The sequence below is a fragment of the Mycobacterium sp. genome (genome assembly GCF_047975165.1).
In the GTDB taxonomy this organism is placed as follows: domain Bacteria; phylum Actinomycetota; class Actinomycetes; order Mycobacteriales; family Mycobacteriaceae; genus Mycobacterium.
Genome location: NZ_JBKECZ010000104.1, coordinates 1 through 18,373, shown reverse-complemented (window position 1 = coordinate 18,373; position 18,373 = coordinate 1). Strand labels below are relative to the sequence as shown.

Here is an 18,373-nt window from a genome sequence, read left to right as displayed (position 1 = left end):
CAGCACGGCTATTGCGTCTCGGTGCGGGCGCGCCCGCCCCGGCCGCCGGGCCCCCGGCCGCTGACCACCGGCCGCCGGCGCGCCGCAACCCACCTGGACTAGTAGGCCATAAACAAGATGGCGTCACGGTCATAGTCGAGACCGGGATGCACGCTGGCGAGGTGGGCCTGCGTCAGCTCGACCAGCTCGTCTTCGTCCTTGCCGACAATCGCCTCGCCGCACGGGCACGTGATGTGCGTCTTCACCTTGTCGCCTTCCCTGCTGTTTCGGCACCGGCTGATCCAGCCGCCGAGACCTTCACCTGTTTCTTGTAGGACCGCACTCGTCCGAGAGACTCCGCGTCGACGATATCGGCAACCGAGAGATGGGTGCCGGCTTCGCCGAATCGTCCGGCGGCCGCCCGCCAATCGGTCGGGGTCACGCCGTATTGCTTGCCCAGCAGCGCCAGAAAGATCGCTGCCTTCTGCTCGCCGAATCCGGGCAGCGCCTTGATGCGCCTGAGCAACTCAGCGCCGTCGGGATCGCCCACCGTCCACACCCCGGCCGCATCGCCCCCGTAGCGGTCGACGACTATCGCGGCGAGCGCCTGGATGCGCTTGGCCATCGATCCGGGAAACCGGTGGATGGCCGGCTTTGCCGAACACAGCGCGGCGAATTTCTCCGCGTCGCAGTCGGCGATCTCGGCCGCATCCAACCCGCCCATCCGGTCGGCGATCTTCTTCGGTCCGGCGAAGGCCGTCTCTATCGTCACCTGCTGATCGAGCAGCATTCCCACCAACAGTGCGAACGGATCCGAATCCAGCAGGGCATCGGCGGCCGGATCCTGGGCGAGCTGCAGCTTCGGCACGCCGCCAGTCTAGGCGCAGTGCGGCGGGGTCAGCTCGCGCCCGCCGCGATGGCCTCGTCCACTTCGCCGATCCGGACAACCATCTCCGCGTGCGCCTTGTCCAACGCCTCCGCCTGATCCTCATCGGCCTTCATCAGCCCGTCGATGTCGAAACGGCCCATGTCGAAGACACCCATCTCAGTGAAGGTCTTGCGCACTGTGTCGCCCCACAGCCCGATGTCCTTGACTATCGGCACGATTCGGCTGAACAGGTGCGCGCGGAACTGTGTCATCAGCGGCGACCTGTCGACCCACTCGACACACTCCGCGACGTTGAGCCCGAGGGTCTCGAAAACCTCCTCGCCGCGCAGCCGGTCGCGCATCAGATAGCAGGCCTCCACCACGAACTCTTCGCGCTCTGCCCGCTCGGTATCGGTCAGCTCCGAGTAGTAGTCCTTCAGCGAGATCCGGCCGAAGGCGACGTGCCTGGCTTCGTCCTGCATGACGTAGGCCAGCAGCTGCTTGGCCAGCGAATCCGGCGCCGCCAGGTCGCGCAATGTCCCGAAGGCTGCCAGCGCGAGCCCCTCGATAAGGACCTGCATACCGAGATAGGGCATGTCCCAGCGCGAGTCGCGCAGCGTGTCCCCCAGCAGTGCGGTCAGGTTCTTGTTGATGGGGTAAACCAGGCCGATCTTCTCCTGCAGGAACCGCGAGAACGCCTCGACGTGCCGAGCTTCGTCCATGGTCTGGGTGGCGGCGTAAAACTTCGCGTCCATGTCCGGGACGACCTCGACTATCTTGGCCGCGCACACCATTGCCCCCTGCTCGCCGTGCAGGAACTGCGAAAACTGCCAGGCCTGGGAATGCTGGCGCATCTGAGCGCGCAGCGAATCGTCTGCCGCCTCCCAGATCGGACTGCCGAACAGCGGGAGGATCTCGTCGGGCAACCCGCACGGGTTCATCGGGTCGACGTCCTGCCCCCAGTCGATGCGCGACTGGGCGTCCCACTGCTTGTCCTTGCCCTTTTGGTAGAGCGAAAGCAAACGGTCGCGTCCCTCGTCATATTCCCAGCTGAAGCGTGTTTCACCGACGATGGGAACCTGCCACGAGTACGGCGCGGGCACTTCGGTGTACTTGTCCCTGGTGGTTATGAGCTGCCCCTCTCCAACCGGTATGACCGGGTGGTCATATGACCAGTATCACACCACAATCCGGCTCGCGACAGCCTCAATCCGCGCGAGTCGAGCGAACTCCGACTATCCGCTCTTGCGCCGGAATTCCCGACGACTGCCGGCGGCTCCGTGGGCCCGCGACTGCGTGCCACCGCCGTCCTTATGGTCGGACCCGCCGGACGACTTCGCCAGCTTGCGGTCGAGGGCTTCGCGGAACTTGCGTTTGTTCTCGTCCTCGGGGCTCTCGGGGGAGCTCTCGGACGATCCCACAGCCTCGCCGCCGTCCGGGCCTTTCGATTCAGCCATGCCGGGAGCATAGCCTGCGTCCCCCGACGTGCGGGTTGGGCCGGTTCAGTGGCCTCGGCGGGGGCGCGCCACCGCCGGCGAAACACGGTCACCCCGGAGTCCCGGGAGGCCGGGTCCCAGAGTCCCGGGTCCCGGGTCCCGAGTCCCGGGTCCCGAGGCCCGGAACGGGATCACCACCAAACAGCCCTCATGTAGAACAATTATGTAGTACGTTGTCTCATGTGAGTGAAGTCTCCGTTCGAATGCTCAACCAGGACACATCCAAGGTGCTGGCCCGCGTCAAACGCGGAGAAGAGATCACCCTGACCGAACGTGGCCGGACAATCGCCCGATTGGTCCCGGCCACCACCGGCCCGCTGGACAGCCTGATCAGTGCCGGGCGACTACTGCCGGCGACGCTGCGCGGGCCGGCACCACGCCCGACAGTCCCAATGCGCAGCGGGCCGGAGTCCGGCGAGCTGCTGCGGCGGATGCGCGCCGAGGAGAGGTATTGACACTTGTGATCTACCTGGACACCTCGGCGCTGGTCAAACTAATCCGGATCGAAGAAGAATCCGATGAGCTCGGCGACTGGCTCGATGCGCGTATCGAAATACCATGGATCACATCCGCTTTGGCCGAAGTCGAACTCCCTCGCGCAATCCGGTCCGTCGCACCCGAGGGGCTACCCGCGGTGCCCTCGATTCTGGCCAGGCTGGACCGGTTCGAGATTGACGCACTCATTCGCAGCACCGCCGCGACCTACACCGACCGCTCGCTGCGCTCACTGGACGCAATACATCTGGCGACAGCTCACATCGCGGCATCCGCGGCACCATTGACCGCGCTGGTGACCTACGACAGCCGCCTCGGCGAGGCCGCCGGCGCACTGGGGATGACGATCGTCGCACCTGGATCGTCATAACGCGGAAAGAAGCGGTTGGCGCAGTCCTTCACCGGCAACCGAACCCGCCCCGGCAACGCTACGCGCGGGACAGGCGCACGAGGCCCGCATTCACCGCCGGCCCGGCGGCATGCCGTACACATGCGAGATCGGCAGCGTCAGCAGCACCCGCCGGTCGGTCACCATGGCCTCCCGGTATTCGTCCCAATCCGGATGCTCGCCCGCGATGTCGCGGTACAGCGCGATCAATGCCTCGACGGTGTCGTCATCGGGCGCGGCTGCCGGAGGTGTCAGCTGGGCGGTGCCCTCGGCGACGGCGTAAGACCAGCCGTCATCGGCATCGACCAGCAGCGAGGCGCGCGGGTCGCGGCGCAGGTTGCGTGTCTTGGCCCGCGGCTCGGTGATCGACACCCGCAGCAGCAGCTGCTTCGCGTCGAAGTGGTACTGCACGTTCGACAGCTGCGGGCGCCCGTCCCGCTTGATGGTGGCCAGCACCCCCAACGAGTTGCAACTGATCACGGCCAACAGCTTGTCGTCGAACACGTGGCGTCCCATACCGAAAGCCTACGTCGCCGACACCCAAAACGCGGTCCCCAACGGCATCCGGTGAAATCCGCGGCGCCTATCCTGTCGAGTGTGAGCCCACCGGCAACCACCGCCCGAAACCCGCGCACGCTGCGCCGGATGCTGAAATGATCGCCGAGCGGCCACGCAAGGTCTCACTCACCGGGGTTTCGGAGACCGCCCTGCTGACGCTGAACGCCAGAGCCACCGAGGCGCGTCGGCCCGACGCGATCATCGAGGACCCGATGGCCGTGACGTTGGCTGATTCCATCGATGTCGACTTCGCCAAGTTCGGCCACACAAACCAAGGTATAGCGCTGCGCGCCAAGGCTTTCGATCTTGCGACGGTGACCTATCTCGACGAGCACCCGTCGGCGACGGTCGTGGCGCTCGCCGAAGGTCTGCAAACCAGCTTCTGGCGCGTTGAGGCTTCCCTTCCTGCCAGTCGATTCCGCTGGCTCACTGTGGATTTACCGCCGATCATCGATATCCGGACGAAGCTGCTGCCGTCCTCTGAGCGCGTGGCGACGCTGTCCCGGTCAGCACTGGACTACAGCTGGATCGATGCCGTCGACGTTGACGACGGCGTATTCATCACCGCGGAGGGTCTGTTGATGTACCTGCAGCCCGAGGAGTCCCTGGGGCTGATCGCCGAGTGCGCCAAGCGGTTTCCCGGAGGCCGGATGCTCTTCGATGTGCCGCCGCACTGGTTCGGCCTGTGGAGCCGGATCGGCATGCGAACCTCATCCCGGTACAAGGTTCCGGAAATGCCGTTCAGCTTGTCCGTCGGCCAGGCCGCCGATCTGGTGAACACGGTGCCCGGAGTGGCCGCGGTACGGGACGTACGGCTGCCGAAGGGCCGGGGGGCGCTTCTCAATGCGGCGATGTCGACGGCATATCGGGTGAAGCTCCTCGAACCGCTGCGGCCGACGCTGACGCTGCTGGAGTTCAGTCCTCGTCCGGCACATTCGTGAGATAACGGATCGCATCGGATTTGGTCAGCCCGAGGGACCGGGCCACCTCGACGTATTCCTCGGCCGCGGCGGCCATCGCGGCGTCGGTCGGGTCGAAGCGGGAGATGAACGTCCCCAAGCGGCCCCGGGTTTCGACGACGGCCGCGGACTCCAGTTCGCGATAGGCACGCGCGACGGTGTTCGCTGCCACACCGAGTTGGCCGGCCAGGTCCCGAACGGTCGGCAGCCGGGTGCCCGGAGGCAGCGAACCGGCCCGGACGCCGTCGATCACCCCGGTTCTGAGCTGGTCGAACAGCGGTTTGCCCACCGAGACGTCAACCTTCAAAACATCGCTCAGGTCCACAGATCCAGTATCGCCCACGCACAGCTATGTTGGTGGGATGCGAGTGGCCGTGCTCAGCGGTGCGGGGATTTCCGCGGAGAGCGGGGTGCCGACGTTCCGCGACGACAAGTTCGGCCTGTGGGCCCGCTTCGACCCCTATGAGCTGTCCAGCGTCCAGGGGTGGGAAGAAAATCCCGAACGCGTCTGGGGCTGGTACCTGTGGCGTCACTACCTGGTTGCCGAGGTCGCGCCCAATGCCGGGCACCAGGCGATCGCCGACTGGCAGAACCGCGCCGATGTCACCGTCGTCACCCAGAACGTCGATGATCTGCACGAGCGCGCGGGCAGCTCCCCGGTTCATCACTTGCACGGTAGCCTCTTCGAATTCCGTTGCGCGCGTTGCGATGCAACGTACACACAGACGCTTCCGGCAATGACGGAGCCGGCCATCGAGGTTGAGCCGCCAGTGTGTCGCTGCGGCGGCCTGATCCGGCCGGACATCGTATGGTTCGGCGAAGCGCTGCCCCAGGGACCGTGGCACAGCGCGGTCGAGGCCACCGAGAACGCGGACGTGGTGGTGGTGGTCGGGACCTCGTCGGTGGTCTATCCGGCGGCCGGATTGCCCGAGATGGCACTGGCCCGCGGCAAGGTGGTCATCGAGGTCAACCCGGAGGAAACACCGCTGTCGCGGCACGCCACCCTGTGCGTGCGCGAGCCGGCAAGTCAGGCGCTGCCGGGCCTGCCCGAACGGCTGCCCGGTCTTTTCGACTGAATCGAAAAGAGCCCCCCGCGATGCGGGGGGCTCACTGGGAACGACATGCTCTTGGCTATCGCCTGAACCACCGGGTGAGGGTGGGTTCGGCCATCAACAACCGCGCGATTACGCCCATGGTTTACCTCAACTCGCCGTCGGCAGGGGTTGCCAGTCTTCGAACTGCTCGGAGGTCTCACCCTCCACCAGCATGTCGCCATGATAGAGCGCCTCGAAGTCAGCCTTGATGACATCAGCACTGGTGTCGTCGATCCACATGACACATAGCGTAGGGCCGGGGGTTAAGGAATCTTTGAGTTCCGATTCGGGAAATGGTGGCAAAGTCACCAGAATGCATACCGGCAGGTAGGAGGGGCACAACGGCCACAGAACAAGCGCTTAAGGATACCCCTTTCACTGCCGGATGACGCGCATTTCGGCAGGATTCATTTCGGCGGCGGGCAACCTCCGGCGCGTGTAAATTACATTTGCCAAGTAGGCGCGGATACGGCCCGACCGAAACGGGCGGAGCCGTGCCGCACCAGAGGGGGAAATCGGATGCTGCAGGCTATGGCTCGATCGGCCATTGCGGCCCCCCGACGAATCCTCGGGATCGCCGCCCTGGTCTTCGTCGCCGCCGCCGTCTTCGGGATTCCCGTCGCCAACAGCCTGTCCACCGGCGGCTTCCAGAACCCGAACTCCGAGTCGGCTCGGGCCATCACGATATTGACCGACAAATTCGGCCAAAGCGGCCAGCACATGCTGATCCTGGTGACCGCACCCGGCGGAGCCCACAGCGATCGGGCCCGCACGGTGGGCACCGAGCTTGTGCACGAGCTGAGTCGGTCACCGCTGGTGTACAACGCCACCTCGCCGTGGACCGAACCACCCCACGCCGCCGCCGAGCTGGTCAGCGACGACGGCAAGTCCGGGTTGATCGTGGTCAACCTCAAGGGCGGCGAGAACAACGCGCAAAAGCATGCTCGGACCCTGGCCGAGGAGATCGTCCACGACCGCGACGGGGTCATCGTGGAGGCCGGCGGTTCGGCGATGGAATACGCCCAGATCAACACCCAGAACCAGACCGACCTGCTGACCATGGAAATGATCGCGATCCCGTTCAGCTTCCTGGTGCTGGTCTGGGTGTTCGGCGGACTGCTGGCGGCGGGGTTGCCGATGGCAATCGGCGCGCTCGCCGTGGTCGGTTCCATGTCGGTGCTGCGTCTGGTCACGTTCACCGCCGAGGTGTCGGTCTTTGCGCTGAACCTCAGTGCCGCATTGGGCTTGGCGCTGGCCATCGACTACACCCTGCTGATCATCAGCCGCTACCGCGACGAATTGGCCGAAGGTTGCGAACCCGAGGAGGCGGTGACCCGCGCCATGGTCACCTCCGGGCGCACCGTGCTGTTCTCCGCCGTCACCGTCGCGTTGTCGATGGCCGCGACGGTGCTGTTCCCGATGTACTTTCTGAAGTCCTTCGCCTACGCCGGGGTGGCGACAGTGGCATTCGTGGCGCTCGCGTCGATCGTGGTCACACCCGCTGCCATCGTGGCGCTGGGGCCGCGGCTGGATTCCCTGGACGTCCGACGAGGATTGCGCCGGGTCTTCAACCGCCCCGACCCGCCGCAGAAACCCGTCGCGCAGCTGTTCTGGTACCGGTCGAGCAAGTTCGTGATGCGCCATTGGTTGCCGGTGGGGTCGGCCGTCACGGCGCTGCTGCTGGTGCTTGGCCTACCGTTCTCCTCGGCCAAGTGGGGTTTCCCCGACGACCGGGTGCTGCCGGCATCCGCGTCGTCTCATCGGGTGGGCGACCAGTTGCGGGCCAACTTCGACACCAGCCACGCGACCGCCATTCCCATCGTCGTCCCCGATGCCCGCGGCCTGAGCTCGCAGGATCTGAGTCGGTACGCCTCGGAACTCTCGCTGGTTCACGACGTCGCCGCCGCGGTCGCACCCGCGGGAACCTTCGTGGACGGAAAGTTCCGGGGCCCGCCCACCGCCGCCACCGGAATCGAGGACGGCAGCGCGCTGCTGACGGTGAGTAGCACGGCACCACTGTTTTCCCACGAGTCCGACGACCAACTCATCCAACTGCACCGCGTCCCGGGCCCGGCCGGTCGCGGCATTCAGATCGCCGGAATCGCGCAGGTCAACCGGGACAGTGTCGATGCGGTGACCGACCGGCTTCCCCTGGTTCTGGGGCTGATCGCGATTGTCACCTTCATTCTGCTGTTCCTGCTGACCGGTAGCGTAGTGCTGCCCGTGAAAGCTCTTGCGATGAACGTGCTTTCGTTGACGGCTGCGTTCGGCGCCCTGGTGTGGGTCTTCCAGGACGGCCACCTGAACGCGCTCGGGACAACCCCCAGCGGGACGCTGGTGGCCAACATGCCGGTACTGCTGTTCTGCATCGCATTCGGGTTGTCGATGGACTACGAGGTGTTCCTGGTTTCCCGGATCCGCGAATACTGGCTGACCTCCGGTGCGGCCCGGCCGGCGAAGCCCACCCCCGCCGCGGCGTCCGCCGCCAACGACGAGAGCGTTGCGCTGGGAGTGGCCCGTACCGGCCGGGTGATCACCGCGGCCGCCCTGGTCATGTCGATCTCCTTCGCCGCACTAATCGCGGCCCACGTGTCATTCATGCGGATATTCGGCCTCGGCCTGACGCTTGCGGTGTTCGCCGATGCCACCCTGGTGCGGATGGTGCTGGTGCCCGCATTCATGCACGCGATGGGGCGGTGGAACTGGTGGGCTCCGGGGCCGTTGGTGAGGTTGCACGATCGGTTCGGAATCAGCGAACATGGCGCAGTGGCCGTCGCCGCACCGGGCTCGAAGGAGGACAGATGACAACCGCGAAGGTCAACAACCCGTTCTTCGCCCGGTTCTGGCCGGTGTTCGCCGCCCATGAAGCCGAGCCGGTCCGCGTCCTGCGCCGGGAAAATCTGGCCGGCCTGTCGGGGCGGGTACTGGAAGTCGGCGCGGGCTGCGGGACGAACTTCGCCTACTATCCCGACTCCGTCTCCGAGGTTGTCGCCGTCGAGCCGGAACCGCGGTTGGCGATTCAGGCCTGCGCGGCTGCCGCCGACGCCCCCGTTGCCGTGACCGTCACCAGCGAAATGGTCGAGAACTTCCATGACACAACGCCATTCGACGCGGCAGTCTGCTCGCTGGTGCTGTGCTCGGTGGCCGACCAGGCCCCGGTTCTGCGCAGCCTTTACTCGCTATTGCGGCCCGGCGGCGAGTTGCGCTATCTGGAACATGTGGCCAGCGCCGGCGCCCGGGGCCGGCTCCAGCGTGTTGCCGACGCGACCGTGTGGCCGAAGTTGTTCGGCAACTGCCACACCCATCGCGACACCGAGCGCGCGATTGCCGATGCCGGCTTCGAGGTGGAGTCGGCGCGGCGGGAGTGGACGTTGCCGGCCTGGGCGCCGCTGCCGGTGTCGGAGCTGGCGCTGGGCGGGGCACGCAGGCGCTGAGGCCGCCGGAACTAGCGCGGCGCCATCCGGATGGCGCCGTCCAGCCGGATGACCTCACCGTTGAGCATCGGGTTTTCGGCGATGTGCACCGCCAGTGCCCCGTACTCGTCGGGATTGCCCAGCCGCGACGGGTGCGGGACCTGCTTGCCCAGCGATTGCTTGGCCGCCTCCGGCAGTCCGGCCAGTAGCGGGGTGTCGAACAGCCCGGGTGCGATGGTGACCACCCGGATCAGCTTGCCGGCCAGGTCACGTGCGATCGGCAGCGTCATGCCGACCACGCCGCCCTTGGACGCCGAGTAGGCGGCCTGCCCGATCTGGCCGTCGAAGGCCGCCACCGAGGCGGTGTTGACGATGACACCGCGCTCCTCGCCCACCGGCTCGGTGTTGGCGATCCGCTCGGCCGCCAGCCGAATCACGTTGAAGGTGCCGACCAGGTTGATGTCGACGATCTTGCGGAATGCCGCCAGCGGAAAGACGCCGTCCTTGCCCAGCACCCGGATCGCGTTGCCGGTGCCGGCGCAGTTGACGGCGATCCGCACCGGACCCATCGATTCGGCCACATCCAATGCCGCGCCGACGGCGGCCTCGTCGGTGACGTCGGCTTGGGCGAAGCGCGCGCGGTCTCCGAGTCCGGCAACCGTCTCCTGGCCACGCAGGTCCAGCACCACCACCTGCGCACCGGCGTCCAGTAGACGCTTGGTGGTCGCCAGGCCCAGGCCCGATGCCCCTCCGGTGACAACTGCGACCGCGTCCCTGATCTCCACGGTTGTTCCTTTCCCGTTCGCCGAATCCCTACCTACTGGTTGGTTGGGATTATACCCAGTCCCGGATGACCGCCTCGACGTCCCCCAGCTCGGCCGCACGCGGGACGCCGGGAGCCGTGCGCGAGAACCGCGGGGCGGGCATCGGCTGCAACCCGCCGTTGACTTCGTAGAACGTGTCGCGCTCGACGATGTGCGGCTCGGTCTGCACCTCGCCGAACGCCAGGATCGGCGTGACACAGGCGTCGGAGCCGGCGAACACCTCGGCCCAATGGTCGCGGTCATGGCCGGCGATCGTCTCGGCGAGCGTGTCGCGCAGCTCGGGCCAGCGGACGACGTCGTTCTGCGCCGGGAGGCTCGCGGGGTCCAGACCCAGTCCGGCCAGCATGGCCGCGTAGAACTGCGGTTCGATGGCGCCCACCGCGACGTAGCGACCGTCGGCGCACTCGTAGGTGTCGTAGTACGGCGCACCGCCGTCGAGCAGGTTGGTGCCGCGGGTGTCGGTCCACATGCCCGAGGTGCGCATCTGCCACATCATCTGCACCAGCACGCTGGAACCGTCGACCATCGCCGCGTCGACCACCTGGCCCTTGCCGGAACTCTGCCGCTCGAACAGGGCGGACAGGATGCCGAGCAGCAGGAACATCGAGCCGCCGCCGAAGTCGCCCACCAGATTCAGCGGTGGCACGGGCCGCTCACCGGCCCGGCCGATCGAGTGCAGGATGCCGTTCAGCGAGATGTAGTTGATGTCGTGACCGGCCTGCTGGCTGCGCGGGCCGGTTTGACCCCAGCCGGTCATCCGGGCATAGATCAACCGGTCGTTGACCTTGGCGCAGTCGTCGGGGCCCAGGCCGAGTCGCTCGGTGACGCCGGGCCGGTAGCCCTCGATCAGCACGTCGGCCTTGGCGACAAGTCGAAGCACTTCGCCGCGGCCCTCGTCGGACTTGAGGTCGACCTCGACCAGACGACGGTTCCGGCTCATCGAGTCGGTGATGACCCCCCGGGGGCTGCTGGACCGCCGTTCGACCCGGACCACGTCGGCACCGAGATCTCCCAGGATCATCGCGGCGTGCGGGCCGGGCCCGATCCCCGCCAATTCGACGACGCGCAGTCCGTGCAGCGGTCCCGCCATGATGTCCGACCTTTCATCGACCCAACAACCGGTTGCATCTTCGCAGCCGCGGTCGGCAGCAGCGCGCCCCGGTCGCTTAGTGTGGGCCGCATGCCGGATTCCCCAATCGCCGCCCTCGCCGGGGTCGACGGCCTCGACGTCACCCTGGCCGACGGGGTGCTGTCGGTGACGATCAACCGCCCCGACAGCCTCAACTCGCTGATCATCCCGGTGATCAGCGGGCTCGCCGACACCATGGAGGTCGCAGCCACCGACCCGGGAGTCAGGGTGGTGCGGCTCGGCGGAGCGGGCCGCGGCTTCAGCTCCGGAGCCGGCATCAGCGCCGACGACCTGTCCGGAGGTGGCGGACTTCCGCCGGATCACATCATCGTCGAGATCAACCGCTTGATCCGGGCCATCACCGTGCTGCCGCACCCGGTGGTCGCCGTTGTCCAGGGGCCGACAGCCGGCGTCGGTGTTTCCCTGGCCTTGGCCTGCGACATCGTATTGGCTTCCGAGAAGGCATTTTTCATGCTCGCCTTCACCAAGATCGCCCTGATGCCCGACGGCGGCGCATCATCGCTGGTCGCCGCCGCGGTCGGCCGCATCCGCGCGATGAAGATGGCCCTGCTGCCCGAGCGGCTGACAGCCGCCGAAGCTCGGTCTTGGGGCCTGGTGACCGAGGTTTTCCCCGCCGGGGAATTCGACGCCGAGGTCGACAAGGTGATCGCCCGGCTGGTGGCGGGCCCGGCGGTGGCGTTCGCCCGGACCAAGGCAGCGATCAACGCGGCCACGCTGACCGGATTGGATGCCGCGCTGGAACGCGAACTGCAAGGGCAGACCGGCCTTCTACGGGCGCGCGACTTCAGCGAGGGAACCAAGGCGTTCCAGGACCGCCGCGCACCCCGGTTCACCGATTCCTGAGCCCCGTCCGCCCGGCCAGACTCACACCCCGAACAACGGGGGCAGGACAAGCACCATGATCAGGCCCCACACGAAGTGGGTCAGCATCGGCGCCAGCACTCCGCCGGTCGCACGGCGCTCGAAGGCACACACCGAACCCAGGACGACGGCGGCGAACCCCAGCATCGGGTTCCCGGCGGCCAGGGTGCAGATCACGTAGAGGATCGTCGAGATCAGCGCTGGGCGGTGCCGTTCCAGGGCCGTGTACAGCGCTCCCCGGAAGAACACCTCTTCGGCAACGCCGTTGACGACGGTGACCAGCACCACCAACCGTAGCGAATCCTGATGACTGAGCAGCAGAACCCGGGTGATCGGGTCCGACACCGCCGGGATCTCCCTGGCGATCAAGGCACCGAGTACGAAGATGCCGCCCAGCAGCAGCCCGATCGTGGTTCCGGTGATGACCGGGCGCTGGTTGCGGCCGCGCCAGCAGATGCCGCCCAAGTGCAGCGGCCCGGAAAAGAGCGAACCGGCCAGCCACGCTCCCGCCAGGGCGAAGGTCAGCCAGTAGAAGTCAGGGCTGCCGGGAGTGCTGCGCAAGGTAAATCCCAGCAGTACGGCCCCGGCCACCAGCGTGATCGCGACGATGACCCGCCGACGCCGAACCACAGCCGGCGCTTCATGATGCGGCACAGCCACATTGGTGATCGCATGCCGAATTTCAGCCAGGGTTCCGGTGCGCTGCCCGGCGCCGGACTGGCTCATCGCGACGGAGTTTTCGGGGCCAGGGCGAACAGGACGTCCAGCCCGGTGCGCACCACAGCCGCCACCGGGCCGGGAACAAGGTCCGAGAGCCACAGCGCGGGCCGCACGACCGGCGGCGCCACGGAGTTCGCCAGTCGCCGGATCCGGAACGCGTCGCCACCCGCCCACGCCGGGTCGGTGTCGGCGAGTTGCTGGGGGGTGGGCAGTGCGTTGACCGGCTGGTTGTCGTGGCCAGACAGTGCCAGCACGATCGCGTGGTCGATCCCGAGCAGACCGCCCGGAGGATCGGGCACCCGGTGTCGCAGGTCACTGGCAGCGGCCATCATCGGGTGATGCATAGACTCCACCAGTTCCCGGGCCAGGCCGGCGGGCACCGGTAACGCGAGTGCGGTGAGCAGCGACGCGATCGAGGTGTCCATGCCGGGCGCCGGCAAGGCCGTGTGCCATCGGCCGGATACCCGGGCGTACCGCTCGAGTAACTCCGCATAGGAGGTGGTCTCGGGGCCGCTGATGTCGTAGTCGCCGGCCGGCACCCGTTCGGGGTCAGCCGAGGCGACCAGGTAGTGCAGTACGTCTCGGATCGAGATCGGGTCGACGGGGTTGCGCATCCAGCCGGGTGTCGGCATGAGGGTGAATCGATCGCCGACATAGCGCAGCATCTCGAACGACGTCGACCCCGCCCCGATGATCATCGCCGCGCCCAGCCACACCAGGTCCGGACCGCCGGCCACGGTGAGGGCTTCGGCAACTTCGGCCCGGCTGGCCAGGTGCTCGGACAGGGTGTCGGCGTCCGGAAGGAAACCGCCCAGGTAGACGATGCGCCGCACCCCGGCATCCCGCGCGGCTGCCGCCACGTTCGCCGCCGCGGCATTGTCGGCCTCACGGAAGCCGGGTTGCCCGATCCCGTGAACGAGGTAGTACAGCACGTCGATCGGGCCGGACGCCGCGGTGGCGTCGGCAAGGGCAGCACTGGTTTTCGCCGGGTCGGCGGCGTCGAGCTTGATCGGGGTCACGTCGTCGCACCAACCGAACTTCTTGAGTAGGTCCGGGTTGCGAGAAGCGGCCAGCACCTCGTGCTTGCCGGCCAGCAGCGCGGCAACCAGGCGTGATCCCACATACCCGGTGGCACCTGTCACCAGAATCCGCATTGCTACAACCTAGCTCCCGGTGCTCCCGGGCCGACACCGGAGTCGGGTGATCGTCTGCGTGCAATCAGCGCGAAGACAGCCTCCGTGGCCAACGCGGTGGCCGTCGCCGGTGCAAGCCGACGTGCCGGCGTCGTGAGTTCCCCTCAGCGCGCCTGCCAGACCGGCTCGCGCTTCTGCGCAAACGCCAGCGGCCCCTCCCGGGCATCCTCGGAGCGGATCAGCACCTTCATCTCGCGCGCGGTGCGGTCCCAGCCCGCTTCGTCGGAGCTGATCACGCCGTCGTCGACGCCGTAGGCGATGCGCTTGCTGGCCTGCACCGACAGCGGCGCGTTGCCGGTCACCCGTGCCGCCAGGGCCAGTGCCGCGTCCAGGACCGGGCCATCCGAGCCGGTGACGACCCGGTTGATCAGACCCCACTTGAGGGCGTCCGCGGCCGTCATCGGCTCACCGGTGAGCAGCAGTTCCATCGCGACCTTGCGGGGCAGGTGCTCCATGATCCGGAAGACCCCGCCGGCTGCCGCGATCAGGCCCCGTTTGACCTCCGGCAACCCGAACCGCGCGGAATCGGCGGCCACCACCAGATCGCTGGCCAGCGCCAGTTCGGTGCCCCCGCCCAGCGCGGTGCCGTTGACCGCGGCGATGGTCGGCTTGTCGATGAAGTGGTGCACGTATCCGGCGAACCCGTATTCGGGATGATCCGGGTGGTACAGGTTCTCCCGGCGAGCGATCGCCTTGAGGTCCGCACCCGCGCAGAACGACTTGTCGCCCGCGCCGGTGATCACCACCGCCCGTACCTGCGGGTCGTGCTGCGCCTCCCGCAGCGCATCGCCGACGGCGATGCTGACCGCGCCGTTGATCGCGTTGCGGGCCTCGGGACGGTTGATCGTGATGACCATGACGTTGCCGCGGCGATCCACCAGCGCCCCCGGCTGCGCCGGGGATTGCGGGCCGTCGCCGGCGGGGGTCACAGCAGTTCCAGGATGGTGGCGTTGGCCTGGCCGCCGCCCTCGCACATGGTCTGGAGCCCGTAGCGAATCCCGTTGTCCCGCATGTGGTAGAGCAGCGTGGTCATCAGCCGTGCTCCCGAGCCGCCGAGCGGATGGCCCAGGGCGATCGCGCCCCCGTTGGGGTTGAGCTTGTTCTCATCGGCGCCGATGTCCTTGAGCCAGGCCAGCGGAACCGGCGCGAATGCCTCGTTGACCTCGTAGGCGCCGATGTCGTCGATGGACAACCCGGAGCGCTTGAGTACCTTCTGGGTGGCGGGAATGGGGGCGCTCAGCATGATCACCGGGTCGGCACCTGCCAGCGAGGCAGTGTGCACCCGCGCGAGCGGCGTCATGCCCAGCTCTTTGGCCTTCTCCGCGGACATGAACAGCAGCGCGGCCGAGCCGTCGGAGATCTGCGAGGAGTTGCCGGCGTGGATCACCCCGTCCTCCTTGAACGCCGGCTTCAGCGACGCCATCTTCTCCATCGGGGTACCTCGGCGGATGCCCTCGTCTTTTGAGACGACGTTGCCGTCGGGGTCCTTGATCCCGACGATCTGGTCTTCGAAGGCGCCGGAATCCTGGGCGGCAGCCGCCTTTTCATGCGAGTCCAGGGAGAACTGGTCGAGGTCCAGCCGGGAGAACCCCCACTGGTCGGCGATCATCTCCGCACCCAGGCCCTGGTTGGGGATCTTCCCCTGGTAGCGGTCCAGGAACTCCTGCGGGTACGGCCGTCCGCCGTTGGCCAGTGACGCCCCCATCGGGGTGCGCGACATCGACTCCACGCCGCCGGCGACGACCACGTCATAGTGGCCGGCCACCACGCCCGCGGCGGCGAAGTGCACCGACTGCTGGCTCGACCCGCACTGGCGGTCCACGGTCACCCCCGGCACGGTCTCCGGCCACCCCGCCGTCAGCAGCGCGGTGCGGCCCACGTCGAGGGCCTGTTCACCGGCCTGCATGACGCAGCCCCAGATGACGTCGTCGACCAGCTCCGGGTCGAGGCCCGCCTTGGTGACCAGACCGTTGAGGACCTGGGCGGACAGCTCGGCCGGGTGCACCCCGGCCAGGCCGCCGTTGCGTTTGCCTACCGGGGAACGCACCGCTTCGACGATGACTGCTTCGGCCATGACAATGTCTCCTTTGACGACTCTTCCGACTTGGTGCGGAACTTCCGGGACTTCGGATGAAGTGCTCGTGGATCGATTGTCAACCAACGGGTTGGGAGGGCGATCGGCGGGGTGGTCGAAGCGGCTTCTTCGCGAGCGTAACGCCAGTGCGACTTCCCCGTGATTTTTTCGCACTGGGGTTACGCTCGCGGGCTACTTGAATACCGGCAGGTCGTCGTACCACGGCTGACTGGCAACCATGTCCGCCGCCCGCGCGTAGCCGTGCTCGAATTCGCCGGTAGCGGCATCGACCAACCGATAGCGCTGGGTCCGCCGGTGGATCGGCTGCGCGTCGAGCAGCACCACCCGCACCTCGCCCGGGTCGAACCGGCAGCGCCGCTGCATTGCCTCGATGAGTTGTTCGTTGTGCATGTGACCGTCGCCGAAGTTCCACCCCAGGGCGGTACTGCAGATGCGCTCCCCGTCGGTGACGACGTAGTCGTCCTCGTTCTCACCGGCCATCGCACGGTGCGCGAGGGTGAACAGGGCGCGGCCGTGGGTGTTGAACCCCCGGAACGCGTAACCCATATAGATCGGAATCTGCGCCGCCTCGGCGCTGCCGTAGAACCGTTCGAGCTGAGCCTGCGGCATGCCGGCGATCGCCACGATGCCGCGGGAGATCTTCTCGTTCGCCGAGGGCTTGACGCACCACAAGGTGGTGTCCCAGTTCCCCGCGTAGTACCGCATACCCGGCAGGAAAGAGATTTTCCGCGGATACAGGTTGCCGGCGACAACGACACCTACCAGCACGGCGAACAGCAGCGCCACCGGAACCGGGTGTTCGACGTCGTTCAAGCCGACTGTGGCATGCCCCACGAACAGCGCCAGCACCCCGAAGATCATGAAGACGTTCCACTCCAGCGGTACCCCCATCGGGATCGCGGACAGGATTCCCAGGTGGAAGATCACCATCGCGGCGGCCGCCGCCTTGAGCGGCCAGCCCCCTTGGGCGAAGAACAGCGCCACCGGCACGAACATTTCGATGGCAGTGCTGAGGTGCGCGATGATCCGGGATGCGAGGCCGGGTCGCAGATCGTCGGGAAAGTTCTCGAAGAAGCGCCGTTTGAGCCGCCGGGTCCGCATCAGGGGATTGTTGGACATCATCGTGGAGATGACGAACGGGAAGTGCCGGGTGAGTTTGGAGGTCGCCGCACCCATCCAGACGACCAGGAACACCAGTTTTGCGGCGACGATCATGTCGGTTCCGCTCAAACCGGCTAACAGGAAGGTCACTGTCAGCGACCCGTACACCTCGCCGCGGGCGGCCAGGAAGATCACCTTGTCCCGCAGCCCCAGCGCACCCAGTACGACCAGGATCGCCACGATCCGCCCCGTCGGCAGAACCCCGACTTCGGTGCCCAGCTCGGGCATCGGTCCGGTGCCGTCGGTGAACAGCGCCGCCACCAACAGCACCAGCAACAACGCGTACAGCGCGACATCGACTGGTGTGCGTCGGGTGTCGGATGTCAGCGGCACCCGGTCGGGCCACGGCGCCAACCGGATGGTTCCGAACCGTAGCCAGTACAGGATCGAACCCATCGGGGGGAAGAACCGGTTGTTCAGCGGCCCGAACCCGCAGCCCAGCCCCACGACCTCGTACAGCATCGTGTACAGCACGATTTTCTCGAAGACGATCGGCTCGGCATACCAGGATCTGACGTCGGCGAACCCGTCTATTCCCTTGGTGCCCAGCACGATCAGCCAGGCGAGCAGGATGTAGAGCCCGACCTTGACGACGTAGAACAGGTGCAGCACCACCGGCGTGCCGAAACCCACCTCGGCCCAATGCCGGGCCATCGGGCGAATCTTCTCGCTGCGGGTGCCCTTACTCCACTCGACCATGTCGAGTTCGGGCAGTTGGGGCTTGAGAAATCCCATGGCCTGACAGATTAGAACCTGTTCCGGACGTTGGATTCGACAGTCGCGCGAACCGGCGCCGGGAATCTCCGGGAATCAAATGGGGCAGCCCCGCCGGGTAGACCGGTAGAGCAGGAGTCAAACCCGCTAACGGCTAGCCGATGCCGATCCTGGGGATCACGCTCGGGCGGTTCGGCGTCACATGCGGACTAGCGCCACCGCGCCCCAACGGGCCCCCGGGCATCCCCGCACCCGCACCACCGCCACCCATCGGCATCGGCATCGGCATCGGCATCATCCGCCCACCCATACCCGCCATGGCCCCCATCGCCGCCGCCTCAGCGGGTATCGCCGCACCCAAGCCCCGCATCGCCGAGGTCGCCATCCCCTTGGGCACCGAACCCT

At 67.1% G+C, this 18,373-nt stretch carries 21 protein-coding genes and 1 pseudogene; 7 read left to right on the top strand and 15 right to left on the bottom strand.

Going from position 1 to position 18,373, the window contains the following annotated elements; translation table 11 throughout:
• Positions 1 to 98: 98 nt before the first annotated feature.
• From ACK5M9_RS11375 to ACK5M9_RS11360, 4 genes are all read right to left on the bottom strand, one after another.
• A complete protein-coding gene (locus ACK5M9_RS11375) occupies positions 99 to 245 on the bottom strand; it encodes a hypothetical protein (RefSeq protein WP_063892814.1) in 147 nt (48 codons plus the stop codon).
• Positions 242 to 847 carry an HhH-GPD-type base excision DNA repair protein gene (locus ACK5M9_RS11370; protein ID WP_416893273.1) on the bottom strand — a complete coding sequence of 202 codons (606 nt, stop codon included), beginning with the start codon at positions 845 to 847 and terminating at the stop codon, positions 242 to 244. The genes ACK5M9_RS11375 and ACK5M9_RS11370 overlap by 4 nt, the downstream gene beginning before the upstream one ends.
• Before the next feature lie 29 nt (positions 848 to 876).
• Positions 877 to 1,977: a ferritin-like domain-containing protein gene (locus ACK5M9_RS11365; protein WP_416893276.1), complete on the bottom strand. Its 1,101-nt coding sequence runs from the start codon at positions 1,975 to 1,977 to the stop codon at positions 877 to 879.
• 105 nt (positions 1,978 to 2,082) lie between these two features.
• Positions 2,083 to 2,268, bottom strand: coding sequence for a DUF5302 domain-containing protein (locus ACK5M9_RS11360; protein WP_416893275.1), 186 nt, complete (start codon positions 2,266 to 2,268; stop codon positions 2,083 to 2,085).
• Positions 2,269 to 2,525: 257 nt separating this feature from the next.
• Between ACK5M9_RS11360 and ACK5M9_RS11355 the strand changes: the two genes are divergently transcribed.
• Together ACK5M9_RS11355 and ACK5M9_RS11350 are read left to right on the top strand one after the other, a co-directional pair.
• A complete protein-coding gene (locus tag ACK5M9_RS11355) occupies positions 2,526 to 2,798 on the top strand; it encodes a type II toxin-antitoxin system Phd/YefM family antitoxin (protein ID WP_416893272.1) in 273 nt (90 codons plus the stop codon).
• Positions 2,799 to 2,803: 5 nt separating this feature from the next.
• A complete protein-coding gene (locus tag ACK5M9_RS11350) occupies positions 2,804 to 3,208 on the top strand; it encodes a type II toxin-antitoxin system VapC family toxin (protein ID WP_416893274.1) in 405 nt (134 codons plus the stop codon).
• Between the two features lie 90 nt (positions 3,209 to 3,298).
• On the opposite strand, the gene ACK5M9_RS11345 is transcribed toward ACK5M9_RS11350, so the two are convergent.
• The gene (locus tag ACK5M9_RS11345) at positions 3,299 to 3,742 is read right to left on the bottom strand and encodes a PPOX class F420-dependent oxidoreductase (RefSeq protein WP_416893271.1); all 444 of its coding nucleotides are present in this window, start codon (positions 3,740 to 3,742) and stop codon (positions 3,299 to 3,301) included.
• 137 nt (positions 3,743 to 3,879) lie between these two features.
• On the opposite strand from ACK5M9_RS11345, the gene ACK5M9_RS11340 reads away from it, so the two are divergent.
• A complete protein-coding gene (locus ACK5M9_RS11340) occupies positions 3,880 to 4,725 on the top strand; it encodes a class I SAM-dependent methyltransferase (RefSeq protein ID WP_416893270.1) in 846 nt (281 codons plus the stop codon).
• Here the strand turns inward: ACK5M9_RS11340 and ACK5M9_RS11335 are convergent.
• Positions 4,700 to 5,068: a GntR family transcriptional regulator gene (locus tag ACK5M9_RS11335; RefSeq protein ID WP_416893269.1), complete on the bottom strand. Its 369-nt coding sequence runs from the start codon at positions 5,066 to 5,068 to the stop codon at positions 4,700 to 4,702. The genes ACK5M9_RS11340 and ACK5M9_RS11335 overlap by 26 nt on opposite strands.
• A gap of 37 nt (positions 5,069 to 5,105) precedes the next feature.
• Here ACK5M9_RS11335 and ACK5M9_RS11330 point away from each other — a divergent pair, with 37 nt between their 5' ends.
• A complete protein-coding gene (locus ACK5M9_RS11330) occupies positions 5,106 to 5,819 on the top strand; it encodes an SIR2 family NAD-dependent protein deacylase (protein ID WP_416893268.1) in 714 nt (237 codons plus the stop codon).
• A gap of 126 nt (positions 5,820 to 5,945) precedes the next feature.
• Here ACK5M9_RS11330 and ACK5M9_RS11325 read toward each other — a convergent pair whose 3' ends face one another.
• Positions 5,946 to 6,077 carry a hypothetical protein gene (locus ACK5M9_RS11325; protein ID WP_142277073.1) on the bottom strand — a complete coding sequence of 44 codons (132 nt, stop codon included), beginning with the start codon at positions 6,075 to 6,077 and terminating at the stop codon, positions 5,946 to 5,948.
• 279 nt (positions 6,078 to 6,356) lie between these two features.
• On the opposite strand from ACK5M9_RS11325, the gene ACK5M9_RS11320 reads away from it, so the two are divergent.
• A complete protein-coding gene (locus ACK5M9_RS11320) occupies positions 6,357 to 8,642 on the top strand; it encodes an MMPL family transporter (RefSeq protein ID WP_416893267.1) in 2,286 nt (761 codons plus the stop codon).
• Complete coding sequence (locus ACK5M9_RS11315) at positions 8,639 to 9,271, top strand: class I SAM-dependent methyltransferase (RefSeq protein ID WP_416893266.1); 633 nt, start codon at positions 8,639 to 8,641, stop codon at positions 9,269 to 9,271. Before ACK5M9_RS11320 ends, ACK5M9_RS11315 begins: the two co-directional genes overlap by 4 nt.
• Before the next feature lie 11 nt (positions 9,272 to 9,282).
• Here the strand turns inward: ACK5M9_RS11315 and ACK5M9_RS11310 are convergent, their stop codons facing one another.
• Positions 9,283 to 10,035, bottom strand: coding sequence for a 3-hydroxyacyl-CoA dehydrogenase (locus ACK5M9_RS11310; protein ID WP_416893265.1), 753 nt, complete (start codon positions 10,033 to 10,035; stop codon positions 9,283 to 9,285).
• A 49-nt stretch (positions 10,036 to 10,084) separates the two neighbouring features.
• Entirely contained in the window at positions 10,085 to 11,164 is a 1,080-nt protein-coding gene (locus ACK5M9_RS11305; RefSeq protein ID WP_416893264.1) for a CaiB/BaiF CoA transferase family protein, read from the bottom strand.
• Between the two features lie 90 nt (positions 11,165 to 11,254).
• Here ACK5M9_RS11305 and ACK5M9_RS11300 point away from each other — a divergent pair, with 90 nt between their 5' ends.
• Positions 11,255 to 12,067 carry an enoyl-CoA hydratase gene (locus ACK5M9_RS11300; protein WP_416893263.1) on the top strand — a complete coding sequence of 271 codons (813 nt, stop codon included), beginning with the start codon at positions 11,255 to 11,257 and terminating at the stop codon, positions 12,065 to 12,067.
• Between the two features lie 21 nt (positions 12,068 to 12,088).
• Here the strand turns inward: ACK5M9_RS11300 and ACK5M9_RS11295 are convergent, their stop codons facing one another.
• The 6 genes and pseudogenes from ACK5M9_RS11295 to ACK5M9_RS11270 form a co-directional block, all read right to left on the bottom strand.
• Positions 12,089 to 12,811, bottom strand: a complete 723-nt coding sequence (locus tag ACK5M9_RS11295; RefSeq protein WP_416893262.1) for a CPBP family intramembrane glutamic endopeptidase — start codon at positions 12,809 to 12,811, stop codon at positions 12,089 to 12,091.
• The gene (locus ACK5M9_RS11290) at positions 12,808 to 13,959 is read right to left on the bottom strand and encodes an NAD(P)H-binding protein (RefSeq protein ID WP_416893261.1); all 1,152 of its coding nucleotides are present in this window, start codon (positions 13,957 to 13,959) and stop codon (positions 12,808 to 12,810) included. The genes ACK5M9_RS11295 and ACK5M9_RS11290 overlap by 4 nt, the downstream gene beginning before the upstream one ends.
• 143 nt (positions 13,960 to 14,102) lie before the next feature.
• Positions 14,103 to 14,927 carry a crotonase/enoyl-CoA hydratase family protein gene (locus tag ACK5M9_RS11285; RefSeq protein ID WP_416893260.1) on the bottom strand — a complete coding sequence of 275 codons (825 nt, stop codon included), beginning with the start codon at positions 14,925 to 14,927 and terminating at the stop codon, positions 14,103 to 14,105.
• Entirely contained in the window at positions 14,924 to 16,072 is a 1,149-nt protein-coding gene (locus ACK5M9_RS11280; protein ID WP_416893259.1) for a thiolase family protein, read from the bottom strand. The genes ACK5M9_RS11285 and ACK5M9_RS11280 overlap by 4 nt, the downstream gene beginning before the upstream one ends.
• Positions 16,073 to 16,264: 192 nt before the next feature.
• Complete coding sequence (locus tag ACK5M9_RS11275; protein WP_416893258.1) at positions 16,265 to 17,989, bottom strand: DUF3556 domain-containing protein; 1,725 nt, start codon at positions 17,987 to 17,989, stop codon at positions 16,265 to 16,267.
• Positions 17,990 to 18,122: 133 nt separating this feature from the next.
• Positions 18,123 to 18,373 (bottom strand): annotated as a pseudogene (locus tag ACK5M9_RS11270) (hypothetical protein); the annotation flags it as partial.